The following is a 14390-nucleotide window of genomic DNA, read 5'->3' on the forward strand; positions in this document are numbered from 1 at the left end:
CATAGAAAAACAGCCGTAAAAGCAGTCCTGCTTTTACGGCTGTTTAATTGTACGAGGAGTAATCAATATTTCAACCCTTCTATTTTTCGCTTGCCCCTCTGCTGTATTGTTAGATGTCACGGGTTTGAACTCTCCAAACCCTTTTGCACTGAACATGCTTGGATTAAGCTTATCGTTTTTTAAGATAACTTTCATAAAGTTAACTGCTCTCATCACGCTTAACTCCCAGTTGGATTCAAAACCAGCGTTCCGAATAGGTACGTTATCGGTGTGACCGCTAATAATAATGTTACGAGGAGGATCAATCACCAAAAGCTCTGAAATATCATTTGCGATTTTTGTATCTTCACTCCGAACTTGTGCTCTTCCCGAATCAAACAATACATTGTCTCGAATGGAAATTAAGAGACCTTCATCTGTTAGCGAAGTCTGCAATTGATTTGTTAAGTTTTTCTTTTGAATATACGCATTAATTTTAGATTGAATTTGCTGAAGCTCTTCTTGGTCAGCTTCTCGTATGGTTTGCTCCTTTTGTTCGCTCGTTAACGATTGTGAAGAAGCAGGAGACTGATTGGGGGCTGTCTCCACTTCATTTGTTTTTTCCGTACTTTTAGCTGCAGGAGTATTTGAAGGCTGAACCGCTTCTTCAGATTCCTGCAGAGATTGAAATTCCATCACACCCGTTCCTCCAACGAATGCTTCATTAAATGCGCGAGAAAGGTTCTTAAATTTTTGCGCATCCACTGAGCTCATTGCAAACAATACAATGAATAAAGCAAGTAAAAGTGTAAGCAAATCTGAGTAAGGAAGCAGCCAGCTTTCGTCAACATGGTCCTCCTCGTGCTTTCGTTTTCTGCGTCTACTCATTTATGCCCACTTCACTTTCTTGAAGAAGCTTTTTACGTTCCGCTGTTGGCAAATAAGAAGCCAGCTTTTGCTCAATCACTTTTGGTGTTTCTCCTTCTAGAAGTGAAAGCACTCCTTCGATCATCATATACTTTACCTTTACTTCATGTTTCGATTTACGCTTTAGTTTATTTGCAAACGGATGCCATAGTACATACCCAGTAAAAATACCAAGAAGCGTAGCAACAAAAGCCGCGCTGATCGCATGTCCTAGCGTATCTGTATCTTCCATGTTCCCAAGCGCAGCAATTAACCCTATAACAGCTCCAAGTACACCCAGAGTTGGAGCATATGTACCTGCTAAAGCGAAAATACTTGCACCCGTTTGATGTCTTTCTTCCATAGCATCAATTTCTTCAGACAACACGTCTCGTATATAATCCGCACTTTGACCATCAATAGCTAAATTCAAACCATTTTTTAAGAAAGGGTCATCTACATCAACAATTTGGGCTTCAAGTGATAGTAACCCTTCTTTTCGAACAACTTGTCCCCATTCTGAAAACATGGATACTAAATCAACGGGCTGCAGCATTTTTTGTTCTTTAAACAGGACACCAAACAGTTTTGGGACTCTTTTGATTTCATTTGAAGGAAATGCAATCACTACTGCTCCAACGGTTCCGACAATAATAATTAAAATAGCAGCCGGATTTCCTAACACAGATGGATTAACCCCTTTGAAAAACATGCCTACAATAAGAGAGGCTATTCCTAAAATCAGTCCAATAAAAGATGTTTTATCCATATGTAATTCTCCTATCCTTAACTTCCTGTTCTTTCTTTTTGTGTATTTTATCCTCATCTTTTATTTCGACTATTTCATAGAATTTTTAAGCTTTTTATGAATCATATTTACAATTACAGCTTTTCTCTATTATAAAAACACTTTTTTCAACTTTTCATACAGAATGTCTGAAGGACCAGCTATAATCGCTACAATTTGATTTTCCACATAAATAGCAGCCGTCATCTTATTATCAATATCAGCTAAAATGGCAAACCCGACGTTAATATTCAACTTTACTCACCTCTGTAACGTTGTTGTTTATTCAACATATAAAAAGAGCAGTCTTACCATTTATTTTTCCGTGTTTTATTGACATTTGTAAATTTTATATTAAGATTATGTAAATGAGTTGACAAAATGGAGGTGATATTATGCTACTAGAAAAATACTGTAAAGACACTGATTTAATGATTATCCAGTTTACAATCGAACTAACAAAAGATATTCACGCTAAAATCTCCGCACGTACTTTATTTTATGAAGAACAGGTGATACGTTATGCTGAAAAAAGAATACGTTCTTTCTTACATCCTCTTTCCCTTAAACATACGCTAAAATTTGTCTATCAATCTGAAATACTACAAACCATTCTATTCAAATTAAAACCAACTTTTGAACAGCAGCACGTACTGCGCTGTATTTCATCTTAAAAAGGAGTTCCCTTTAGCGGAAACTCCTTTTTGATTTGATTCTACGATATAGACGATATGCTTTTCTGATAACGTTTAAAAGCGGATACGGCAAGCGGATATGGTATTTATCAATAAACGGATAAAAGGTGTAATAAGCTTTTACAATGTCTGTCCATTTTTTATCAATACCCTCCTTATAAAAGTCAGAAATATCCACCACATATCCTCTTCCATCTTTCATCATGACATTTTTGCCATGCACATCATACGGGTTTAACCCCTGGCTTCTTGCATAGTCCAAAGCCTTGTTCACATCTTTTATGACTTGTTCTGGAATCTTTATGCCCCGCTGGACGGCATCATACAGTGTAACGCCTGTAAGTCTTTTTAAAATCAAGTACGTCTTTCCCTCATAAAAAAGTTGAGAATAAGCTGGGTGAACGCCCAGCTTTCTATACACTTGCGCTTCTTTTTTTACACCATAAACGTCTCTTCCGTATACTTTTACGACAAATTCAGGATAATTTTCGTGCGTAAACACACCGGCATAGTTTCCTTTACCAATAAGTACCCACTCTTTTGTTTTGTTCGTAACTTCAACTGGATCATAGTCACTTTCACTTTGAATCATAACTTGCGTTAGTAATGATGTTTCTACTAGCGACACTAACTGTTTAATTGTTTTATCCATAGTCCCCTCTAAAAATCCTTCAGTAATCTCTATCAAATATTACCCTATGATAAATCTCAATGCAGGATGTGTCAATAAATTGACAGCCTGATAGAAAGAGGGAAAGTATTCCCGTTCATTCAAGACTGCGTGTGGACTTTGTGAACATTCACATTCAGTTCTTCTTTCATATTCAGCATTACGCCTGCCATCGGAGCAATAGACTCGGGCTTAGTCAGCTGAAATAAAAAGCGCTTTGTCATTTCTGACAGAAAAATGGTTACTATTTCAGTGATATAGTCCATGCCCCTTTCCGCTTGATGATCAATCCCAAGCGGCATATACATATAGCTTGGGACATCAATGGACCCTCCTTTTTCAAAACGGTCAGGTAAAAATTCACTTGGCTCTAAAAAATAATCTTCATGGCGATGCATCATATAAGGGCTAATTAACATAATCTCCCCTTTTTTAATACTGTAACCATCTATTTGTATATCTTCACGTGCCTGACGCCCAAATAACCAAAGAGGCGGATATAACCTCATGCTTTCAGCAATTATTTTGCGCATATAGGTCAGATTTTTGGTTGAAAGCGATTCGCCGCTAGCATAGGCTTGAATTTCTTTATGCAGCTGAAGGTGCTCCCTAGTATTTTGAGACAGTAAATAAATAGACCAGCTGCATACGTGCGTAATCATTTCATACATCGAAAGGAATATAGAATTTAGCTGTTGGTATATTTCTCTTTCATCGATGTCTTCTCCGCAAGAATTCAATATATACTGCAGTAAATCCTTTCCTTCGGTTTTGTTTTGAACACGCATTTGAACGCGTTCAAAAAGGAGTTGTTCTAGCTGCTCATCTGAGTCAGGCTGGTGCAAAGGTAGACGAATATAAATTTTGCCTAACTTTTCTTTTTTTCTCATAAGCGCTTGAACATAGTGAATTTTATCTTTATCCTGAATCGAAATGCCAAATACAAGTTGAAGGAGTACAGCTACGACTATCTGTCTTATGTCTTTTACTATCATTCGAAGCTGCCCTTCTTCCCACGTTTCCGTATGTTTTTCAATTATTTTTGCGATTGCTTCCTTATTATAAGTTAGATGTTGTTTTATTTGTGAGGGTTGAATGGGGCTCATATATAATGCTTCATCTGTCCATAACATTTCTTCGCCTAGCAGCGTTTTAAACATATGCGTTAGTTTAATTTTTTGAAACGCCTTGTTGTTTGTAATGACTACATCTTTAATAAGTTGAGGGTCTCTCGTTACATAAAAGCGTTTGTGCGCAACTCTAAATGTTGCAATTTCTCCATACTGAGTCAAGTTTTCTAAAAAACCCAGGGGGTTCTCTCTAAACTTTTGCAGGTGACCGGTAAGCTTATACGACGAGGGGCCCTGTATAACCGGCAATGTTATCACTCCTTTTCTAAAAATGCGGGACTTAAACAAATAAAAGAGTAGTCCACTAAAGACTACTCTTTTTCACACAAAGATATGCTATTGATTTTCACAAAAAATCTTACTTATTATTCCATATTGATCCATACGCTTTTCACTTCAGTGTAGTTATCAAGCGCATAGCTTCCCATTTCACGACCAATTCCCGACTGTTTATAGCCTCCAAACGGGCTTGCTGCATCAAATACGTTGTAACAGTTCACCCACACTGTACCCGCTTTAATACCATGAGCAATATAGTGTGCTTTCTTTAGATCTTGTGTCCAGACGCCCGCTGCTAGACCATATGCTGTATCATTTGCTTTGGCAATCAAATCATCAAGATCGTCAAACGGCATAGCAGCTACGACCGGACCGAAGATTTCTTCACGGGCAATCGTCATCGAATGATCGACGTCTGCAAAGATAGTCGGTTCTACGAAATAGCCTTGATCAAATGGAATGTTTCCTCCTGCGAGTACTTCCGCTCCTTCTTCAATTCCTTTATCAATATAGGTTTTCACTCGTTTTTGCTGCTGCGCAGATACAAGCGGACCCATTGTTGTCTCATCTGCTAATCCATTTCCTTGTTTAATAGATTTCGTTTGAGAAACTAAATCAGCTACGACATTATCATATAAGCTTTTTTGGACATACAGACGACTTCCAGCACAACATACTTGTCCTTGATTAAACATAATACCTGAGAGCGCACCAGGAACTGCTTTTGTTAAGTCTGCATCCGGGAGGATAATGTTTGGTGATTTACCTCCAAGCTCTAACGTCACACGCTTTAAGGAGTCGCTAGCTTGTTTCATAATTGCTTTTCCGACAGCAGTAGATCCTGTAAAAGCAATTTTATCGACAAGATCATGATGAACGAGCGGTTCACCTGCTGTTTTCCCGTAGCCTGGCACAATGTTTAGCACGCCTTTTGGGAACCCTGCTTCATCGGCTAGTCTAGCCAAGTAAAGTGCGGAAAGCGGCGTTTGTTCTGCCGGTTTGAGAACAATTGTACATCCAGTTGCCAAAGCGGCTCCGAGCTTCCAAGCGGCCATTAAAAGCGGGAAGTTCCACGGAATAATTTGGCCAACAACTCCCACTGGTTCATATCTTGTATAGTTAAAATACGCTCCTTGCACAGGAATAGTTTGTCCAACCATTTTAGTTGACCACCCAGCAAAGTAGCGGAAATGTTCGATGGCTAATGGAATGTCTGCATTTGATGTTTCACGAATTGGTTTTCCGTTATCAAGCGTTTCAAGCTGCGCAAGTTCCAATTGATGTGTTTCCATTAAATCAGCTAATTTATAAATGAGTCGACTTCTTTCAGCTGCTGACATCTTTGTCCAAGGTCCATGATCAAAGGCTTCTCTAGCCGCTCTGACGGCACGATCAATATCCTCTGGATTTGCTTCAGCTACATCTGCCAACTTTTCACCCGTTGCTGGATTTACCGTTTCAAACGTTTTTCCTGAAACAGAGTCTACCCACTCCCCGTTAATGTATAGCTGTTTAACTCCTTTTAAAAACTCCACTACTTTCGGACTCATTTCAACTTTTTTCGCTCCAAGATTTTGCATCAAATACATACCTCCCCACGAATTTTGAAAACGCTAACAATGAATATTTTACCATGTTATCTAGTAAAATCAACAATTTCGCATACAATATTCTGAATTTTTCTACATAAATTCTAGCTATCTCAAACTTATCTTACTAGTACAAATGTCGAAAGAGGCGAAACGTTTACTGTATTTCCTTTCACCGTACGGAGCGTTTGTGTTCCTGCCCGCTTGCCGTCAACAAGTAATCTCCACGTTCTGTTAGAAGGTAAATGAACTGTTTGAGCTTGTTTATTTGCATTATGAATCACCATTATTTCGTTTGCTTTATCTTTATTGGCTTTAGCATTTAACGTATAACCTACTACGTTTGCTGGTGCATCAACAAAGCGTAAATTTTGATGAATAGCCTGTGCACTTGTCATTCTAAATGAGGAATATTGCTTTCGAAGCGCAATAAGTCCCTTCATGTAATCTACCTCTTGGCTGAAAGCTGCTCGGCGCTTCCAATCTAACTGATTGACAGAATCGGGTGACTGATAGCTATTATGATCTCCGCCTTTTGTTCTCATAAACTCTTGACCTGCATGTATAAAGTTCATTCCTTGAGATGTTAAAGTAATGGAAGAAGCAAGCTTATGCATCTGCATTCTCGTTCGCTCCGTGTCAGCAGGGTTCGTCAGCTGAAGCTTATCCCATAACGTATGGTTATCGTGCGCTTCTACATATGTGACAACTTGATCTGGATCTTCATACGTGGCAGTTGAACGATCGTAATCTATTCCAGCTGCTATACTTTGCTGTATGAGCTTTTCTTGTCCTTGCTTTCCATTAACAAATCCGTTGTCATGATCAAAAAACACGCTGCCTTTAAGGCCATCTCGCATACCGTCATTAAAGTGAGCAATGCGTTTCATATCCTGAGCGTTTTTCTGGTTAGCTTTGAGCTTAGCGTCAAGCTCGGTTCCTAGATCCCATCCCTCTCCTAAGATGATAATGGAAGGATCCATTTCATCTAACTTCTTTCTCACTTCATTCATTGTCTTTGTATCGTGAATCCCCATTAAATCGAATCGAAACCCGTCAATGTGGTACTCTTTTGCCCAATAAGCCACAGAATCTACAATAAACTTCCGAACCATTTTCCGTTCAGAAGCCGTGTCGTTTCCAACACCTGTTCCGTTGGATAGAGTTCCATCTTCTTTATAGCGGAAGTAGTAGCCTGGAACTAGTTTATCAAAGCTATGCTCACTCACTGCATACACATGGTTATAGACAACGTCCATTACCATACGAAGCTGCTTGTCATGAAGCGTTTGAATCATTTGTTTAAGCTCAATAATTCTAGTCTTAGGATTATATGGATTTGTTGAATAGGAACCTTCTGGTACGTTATAATTTTTCGGATCATATCCCCAGTTAAACTGCGGCTCGTTTAATTTCGTTTCATCCACCGTACGATAATCATAAATAGGCAGAAACTGAACATGCGTTACACCTAGGTCTTTAATATGACTGAGTCCTGTTTTTACGCCATTTGGTCCCTTCGTATTCCACTCCGCTACGCCCAAATACTTTCCTTTATTTTTGATACCGCTCTCTTTTTGAGACGATAAATCTCTTACGTGTAGTTCATAGATGATGGCATCTTCTGGATTTTTAAATTTTGGCTTATTCGTACTCCACTTTCTTGGATTTGTCTTAGCCAAATCCACCACAACTCCACGATCTCCATTCACCGTTGTTGCTCGTACATATGGATCAACCGCTTCATTCCAGCTGTTCCCAATTTTTACTTTGTACGTGTAAATTAGCTCATCTTGATTTCCTTTTAACTCCGCTTTCCACGTTCCTTTTTCACTTTTAGTCATAGAAATTTCTTTTACAGCTTTGGAGTTCCATGAAGAATAAGTCACTAGCTTGGCTTCGCTTGCGGTTGGAGCCCATACGCGAAAATTTGTTTGTTTCTTAGAATACGTGTTTCCTAAATCATTCCCGCTGTACGCATACTTTTCGTCAAATTCTTTGGTACGAACAACATTTCCATTGACTACATTAGCTGAGCCGTATCCTTTTTGCTTAACTTTATACGTTTTTGTAACGTCCAGAGGCTGTTTTGTTATGATTTTAACTTTAGTAGTAACAGAGTCTCCTCCCTCTTTATAAGGTGTCACTTTCTCAATTTGAGCTCCGTCAATTTCAATGTCTCCTACACTCTTAGAAGAATCGAACGGTACGTTTGTTTCTAATGTAATTTGATTAAATGCATCCATAGTCGCTTTCGTGATTTTCCGAGTGATATCTACTACAGCTCTATCATAATAAATTCGATTTTGCCCTTGAACAATCCATACTTCTACATTCCCATCTTTCCCAACCTTGGTAATAAAGCGGTCTCCTCCGTCTTTATTTTCCCAATCGCTATCACTAGTAGAGTGGCGTACAATAAAACCTATTTTGTCAAATAAGTTACCAGTTCCACTGTTAAGCGTGTAAGTGGCTCTCTTCCCAAAATTCGTGTCTTCCGTAAATTGGATCTGCTTGCCTTCTTTTTCGTCACCTGGCCACGTCCAAATGTTCCACCCGCTGTAATCTCCGTCATATCGGTGATAGTTTAAAGTAACGTTTACTTTATCAAACTTCGGTAAATCCCGGTATTCACCGTCAGGAGGAGACGTATATGTATGTTCATCTCCACTTTTTACCCATACTTCTCCTTCACCGTTCTCCACTGAGACGAAGCGGTCTCCTCCATCTTTTTCCCATGACTCTGTTCGTACAATAAAGCCTACTTTATCATAAGTACCGGGTAGTTCAACTTCCGCTACTTTTCCAAACTGATCTTCCCCTGTAAATGCGTAAGCCTTCCCTTCTCCACCTTCAGGAAAAACCCATAATCCCCATTCTTTTGTGTCGTTTGAAGCAGGCTGATAGTGAATCGTGATTTTTGTGGTATCCGCTGCAGATGCAAACGATTGCATAATCGGGCTAAAAAAAGAGCTTACTAGTAAGAGTAAAGCCGTCAGTACCATTGCATATTTAATCCAACTACGTTTCAATTAAAACCCTCCCATAAAATAGAGTACGTACACATTTTTCACTATAACCTTTTTTGAAAGCGTTATCATAAGTATTTTTTCCTATTTTATGTGAATAAAGAAAAAAAATCCATAGTTAACAATGTTAACTATGGATGCTGTATCTCTTTTACACTTCTGCTGTTTCAGGAGAGATTGTTTGATCGTTGTATACGCTTGTATCTAGCTCTTTTGTTAGTTTACTAGTTACAACTCCGGCTGTCATACTTCCACTTACATTAAGCGCCGTACGCCCCATATCAATCAATGGTTCTACTGAGATTAATAATCCTGCTAGCGCTACGGGCAAATTCATAGAAGATAATACAAGTAAAGCCGCAAATGTAGCTCCTCCGCCAACACCTGCTACGCCAAACGAACTAATGGCTACAATGGCAATCAATGTGAAAATAAATGAAGGCGTCAAGGGATCAATACCTACCGTTGGTGCAATCATAACGGCTAACATGGCTGGATATATTCCAGCACATCCATTTTGACCAATTGTAAGACCAAATGAACCTGCAAAATTCGCGATTCCTTCTGGAACTCCCAACTGTCTCGTTTGTGTATTAACATTCAAAGGCAATGCTCCAGCACTTGTACGAGAAGTAAAGGCAAACGCCAATACAGGAAATACTTTCTTAACATATGTGATCGGATTTACACCGATGATTGTTAGAATAACTAAGTGAACAATAAACATAGCTGCCAATGCGACATATGATGCTACAACAAATTTTCCAAGTTTAACAATTGCATCGATATCACTCGTTGCTACTGTTTTGGTCATAATCGCAAGTACCCCATAAGGAGTTAACCGAAGAATGAGCGTCACTACACGCATCACAATTGCATACAGCGTATCAATAATTTTTGAAAATAACGCTGCTTCCTCTGGCTTTTTACGCTTCACACCTAAATATGCAATTCCCACAAATGCTGCAAAGATGACAACGCCAATCGTGGAAGTTGAACGTGCGCCTGTTAAGTCAAGGAACGGGTTAGCTGGTAATAATTCTACTACTTGCTGCGGGATTGTTTTTGCTTCTAGACTAGATAAATTGTTTTCTAAGTCCTCTCCGCGCTGAAGTTCCGCTTCCCCTTTTGTAATTTGGACAGATTCTAAATTAAAGCTCGTCGTTGTAAAAATACCAATAGCAGCTGCTATCGCTGTTGTAACAAGCAAAATGCCAATAATTAAACTACTAATCTTTCCAATGTTGCTCGTCAATTTTAAGCGAGTGAATGCCGCTACGATCGACACAAATACAAGCGGCATGACAATCATTTGAAGAAACTTCACATATCCGCTTCCTACAATGCTAAACCAATCGGCGGTCGTTATCGTTACTTCATGAGTCGGACCATACACCCACTGAAGAGCAAAGCCAAAAATAATCCCTAGTCCAAGCGCCGTAAACACACGCTTTGAAAATGATACATGTTTTTTCTGCATCATAAACAGCCCCGCAAGCAGTGCCAGCATAATAAGGATGTTTAGAATGACTAATAAGTTATTCATAGATGTTCCCCCTGTGATTTTTCCATAATTTATGTCTCTATTACTTATAATACAACAATACCAATAAGTCAACTAGGTTTTGTATTTTTTCCTAAAGACAGTTTTTTTGAATAATTTTGACAAAACAAAAAAGCTAAGGATTTTCCTTAGCTTTCTATTTTACGCTTGTATGTACTTCAGTGGTCTTTTGCTCCGTTACCAGAGATGGCCTTTCTTTCATCAGACCGGATGTACTACAATTCATATATAGGATTACATTTCATATAATTCATTCAGCCATTTTACAAACAAATGTCTAGGTAATTCTAGTTCGTGAAGCTCGACATATTGAATATCAGATAGCGTCGTTCCTCTAGCCATATAAAAGTACCACTGCCAGCCAATATCTTTAGCAATGGCATAAGATTTAGCTAGATCTTGCCTATTATCTGTCTGCTGCATATCATTCATCCACTGCGTTTCATCCGCTTCATACTCATAATAATGGAGAGTATATTTATCACACCAATACGCAAGGTCTTGATGGGAAAACGGATTTTCTCCGTCACATACTTGAAGCAATAGCATTCTTAAATTTTCCGGTGTATACGGTAATATAATTTTTTGATCTGCACGTCTCATTTTGCTACCTTCCTGACATGTTCGTTTCTTTTATTACATCATGTACGGCTGCGTTTAGCAATAAGAAATGGATGACGTTTTCATTACTTTTCGTTTACAACATTTCATTTGCTTGCAAAAACCGCCGTATCTTCGATATACAGAGGCAGTCGGATTTTAACAATCGTCCCTTTGTTCTGTTCACTCTCAATCTGCAGGGTACCGTGATGATCATGAATAATTTTGGAGCTGATTGTTAATCCAAGCCCCATTCCTTTTTCTTTTAAAGTAAAAAACGGTTCTCCTATATGTTCTAGACGGTCTTTAGAAATTCCTACTCCTTCATCTCTAACTTCTATAAAAATATGGTCATCCTGCGCTGTTTTGATTGTAATGTAAATATTCCCAGGCTTATCCATGGCTTCAATTGCGTTTTTAAAAACATTAAGTAATACTTGAATAAGGTGATTTTTATTTCCATACACACTAGCTTTACTTGTTTGTTCATCGTATAAGAAGTCAATGTTTTTCAATAAAGCTTCATGGGAAGTTAAACTCATTACATACTTAACTGCTTCTGTAAGAGAAAACACGCGAAAATGTTCACTTTCAGGTTTTGACAACAGGAGCATTTCACTGACAATACCATTAATTCGTTCCAGCTCATCAAGCATGATATTAGCATACCCTACCGCGGATCGGTCTGTTTCTTTCATGAGCTGAACAAACCCTTTAATACTCGTAAGCGGATTTCTAATTTCATGGGCAATTCCAGCAGATAATTCGCCTACTACAGAAAGCTTTTCCTTTTTTATCAGAAGCGCTTCTGCAAGCTTTTGCTGAGTTATATCTCGTCCAATCGTGATAAGAGCTTTTCTTGAGCCATCATCAAAAAACACAGGTACTTTAATAACATCAAATGTTTTGACCTCGCCGTTTGGTATTTCAAATGCTTCTTCCATGCGTACCTTTTCCTTTTTTCTCCAAGCTTCTTCATCCGATGAAATACAGTGTAAGAAAGCGGCTTGAAAGAACGGCACAAGCTCTCCAAGTTCTGCATCGGTTTTACCCCTGTAATCAATACCCTTTAAATGATAAAGTTCTCTTCCAAAATCGTTCACCGCCAACCATTTGCCAGCTCCATCTTTAAAACAAATAAAATCTGGCATTGAGTTTATTAATGTAGCAAGCTGATACTGTTCATCAGACACCTGTGTATGAACCGAACGCTTATGAAGTAAATAAAACGTGCCAGCCGTTATGCCCACTAGTAAACTATCTTTTATCAAACTGCTAAGAGCATATGCTCCTTTAAAAAATGCCATTGTTTGAAAGACGATGTACACCCCTACAACCAGAAGACCAGCAACCGCCGCTGCTTTTCGTACACCCTCCCTATTTTTTATCAATATTTCCCACCAGCCTTTGTTTTTTACGTTAACACTCTCTATGTCTCATCAATTAAGTTCTGAACATTCTTCTTACTTTTAAACTAGTTTACCTTATTTTTTTATTCTTATCTAATACCTTTTTTTATTACTTTTGACACAGTTTCTTTTATCCCCTTTATTTGTTTCCGCATTTTCATTTTATTTGAATTATTTTTTCTATCAAAATAGGAATTTAGATACGGAATAATCTGGAACATTTAGGTAATAATGCTCTTTTTTGTATTTTCTTAATATTGTAAATTCGAATAGTACCAACTACATCGATAAATTTAGGGGGATTTTAATGAAAAAAACCGTGATTTCTTTGGCTGTAGCAACAAGTTTGACTTTATCTTTTACAAGTGTACAAGCTTCTACTTCTGCAAATGTTTCTCACAATCAAAGTTCTGAACAAAAAGTATTAAAAAAAGTAAATTCCGAGAAAATTTATCAAGACATTGCGTATCTCTCAAAAAAACCTCGTGTGGCAGGAACTGAATCTGAACGCGAAGCTGCTACATTTGTTCAAAAGCGTTTGTCTAAACTAGGCTATGAGAGCGCAGTAGAGCCTTTTACATTTACCGGTTACACACCAGCAGCTAGTTTTTCACTAAGCGTAAACGGTACCAGCTACTCTCCAACAACTTTTACTTATAGCACCAATGGAAATGTCACAGCTGAAATTGTAGATGGAGGGCTGGGTACAAAAGATAATTTAGCAAACAAAGATGTGACAGGTAAAATTGTATTAGTTCAGCGAGGCACTATTACTTTTGGTGAAAAAGTATTAAATGCTGCTGAAAAAGGGGCTGCAGCCGTCATTATTTTTAATAATACAGACGGTGAGCTAAACGGAACGCTTGGCGGCGCTAATGATAACTACATTCCGTCTCTTGCTGTAACCAAAGAAGAAGGTGAAAAAATTCTTACTTCTATTCAAAAAGGCGAAAAGCCTTCAGGTACAGTAAAAATTGAAGGAGCTGTCGTAAGTGAGCGAACATCTTATAATGTAACCGCTACTAAACCTTCTACTTTTAAGAAAAAAGGAACAAATGATATTATTGTAGTAGGCGCTCATCATGATTCTGTAGCCGGAGCACCTGGGGCAAATGACGATGCTTCTGGAACAGCAATGGTGCTTGAATTAGCTCGCGTATTTAAAAGTCTTCCTACTGATACAGAACTGCGATTTGTTACATTCGGAGCTGAAGAAGTAGGCTTACTAGGATCCGAGCATTATGTTAGTGAGTTATCTGAAGATGAGAAAAATCGTATTGTTGGAATGTTTAATTTAGACATGGTAGGAAGTCGAGATGCGGGAGATTTAGTGATGAATACAGCTGATGGAACACCAAACCTTGTCACAGAATTAGCTCAAGCTTCAAGTACAAGATTAAATGGATCACCTACGCCATTCCAAGCTGGCGGCCGAAGTGATCACGTTCCTTTTGCAGAGGCAGGAATACCGGCTGCTCTATTTATTCACAGTCCGTCTGAACCTTGGTATCATTCCCCTGAAGATACCCTTGATAAAATAAGCAAAGAAAAACTTCAAGATGTGGCTGAGATTGTTGGAACAGCTATTTACGATCGTTCCCGTCCCGATCAACAAGGTTCTTCCGTTAAAAAGAGAGCAACATTTAAAGCACCTCATCTTTATCACGAGCAAGATGTCAAATAATAATCTATCCCCGTTATTCATACATGACCAAAAAAGAGATGTTTATGCATCTCTTTTTTTGATAAGCAG

General features: G+C 38.5%; 12 protein-coding genes. 2 read left to right on the plus strand and 10 right to left on the minus strand.

What is annotated here, in order from left to right:
- Positions 1 to 33: 33 nt before the first annotated feature.
- The 3 genes from motB to ACO1DI_RS19130 all read right to left on the minus strand — a co-directional run bounded on the left by motB (position 34) and on the right by ACO1DI_RS19130 (position 1927).
- A complete protein-coding gene (gene motB, locus ACO1DI_RS19120; protein WP_014460419.1) occupies positions 34 to 867 on the minus strand; it encodes a flagellar motor protein MotB in 834 nt (277 codons plus the stop codon).
- Positions 860 to 1654: a flagellar motor stator protein MotA gene (gene motA / locus ACO1DI_RS19125; protein WP_014460420.1), complete on the minus strand. Its 795-nt coding sequence runs from the start codon at positions 1652 to 1654 to the stop codon at positions 860 to 862. Before motA ends, motB begins: the two co-directional genes overlap by 8 nt.
- Before the next feature lie 129 nt (positions 1655 to 1783).
- Entirely contained in the window at positions 1784 to 1927 is a 144-nt protein-coding gene (locus ACO1DI_RS19130; RefSeq protein ID WP_014460421.1) for a hypothetical protein, read from the minus strand.
- Positions 1928 to 2067: 140 nt separating this feature from the next.
- Between ACO1DI_RS19130 and ACO1DI_RS19135 the strand changes: the two genes are divergently transcribed.
- Entirely contained in the window at positions 2068 to 2346 is a 279-nt protein-coding gene (locus ACO1DI_RS19135) for a hypothetical protein (RefSeq protein WP_014460422.1), read from the plus strand.
- A 13-nt stretch (positions 2347 to 2359) separates the two neighbouring features.
- Here ACO1DI_RS19135 and ACO1DI_RS19140 read toward each other — a convergent pair whose 3' ends face one another.
- From ACO1DI_RS19140 to ACO1DI_RS19170, 7 genes are all read right to left on the minus strand, one after another.
- Positions 2360 to 3019, minus strand: a complete 660-nt coding sequence (locus ACO1DI_RS19140; RefSeq protein ID WP_243549183.1) for a serine/threonine protein kinase — start codon at positions 3017 to 3019, stop codon at positions 2360 to 2362.
- A gap of 119 nt (positions 3020 to 3138) precedes the next feature.
- Entirely contained in the window at positions 3139 to 4425 is a 1287-nt protein-coding gene (locus tag ACO1DI_RS19145; protein ID WP_182420742.1) for a cytochrome P450, read from the minus strand.
- A 107-nt stretch (positions 4426 to 4532) separates the two neighbouring features.
- A complete protein-coding gene (locus ACO1DI_RS19150; protein WP_013082880.1) occupies positions 4533 to 6026 on the minus strand; it encodes an aldehyde dehydrogenase family protein in 1494 nt (497 codons plus the stop codon).
- A gap of 128 nt (positions 6027 to 6154) precedes the next feature.
- Positions 6155 to 9040: a type I pullulanase gene (pulA, locus tag ACO1DI_RS19155; RefSeq protein WP_309545609.1), complete on the minus strand. Its 2886-nt coding sequence runs from the start codon at positions 9038 to 9040 to the stop codon at positions 6155 to 6157.
- 175 nt (positions 9041 to 9215) lie between these two features.
- Complete coding sequence (locus ACO1DI_RS19160) at positions 9216 to 10610, minus strand: L-cystine transporter (protein WP_115653703.1); 1395 nt, start codon at positions 10608 to 10610, stop codon at positions 9216 to 9218.
- 252 nt (positions 10611 to 10862) lie between these two features.
- The gene (locus ACO1DI_RS19165; protein WP_013056739.1) at positions 10863 to 11231 is read right to left on the minus strand and encodes a hypothetical protein; all 369 of its coding nucleotides are present in this window, start codon (positions 11229 to 11231) and stop codon (positions 10863 to 10865) included.
- 104 nt (positions 11232 to 11335) lie between these two features.
- Positions 11336 to 12619 (minus strand): ATP-binding protein, encoded by a 1284-nt coding sequence (locus tag ACO1DI_RS19170; protein ID WP_140450761.1) that lies wholly within the window; start codon positions 12617 to 12619, stop codon positions 11336 to 11338.
- Between the two features lie 325 nt (positions 12620 to 12944).
- On the opposite strand from ACO1DI_RS19170, the gene ACO1DI_RS19175 reads away from it, so the two are divergent.
- Complete coding sequence (locus ACO1DI_RS19175) at positions 12945 to 14321, plus strand: M28 family peptidase (protein WP_140450760.1); 1377 nt, start codon at positions 12945 to 12947, stop codon at positions 14319 to 14321.
- Positions 14322 to 14390 lie beyond the last annotated feature (69 nt).

The organism is Priestia sp. 40, from assembly GCF_049368575.1.
Taxonomy (GTDB): domain Bacteria; phylum Bacillota; class Bacilli; order Bacillales; family Bacillaceae_H; genus Priestia; species Priestia zanthoxyli.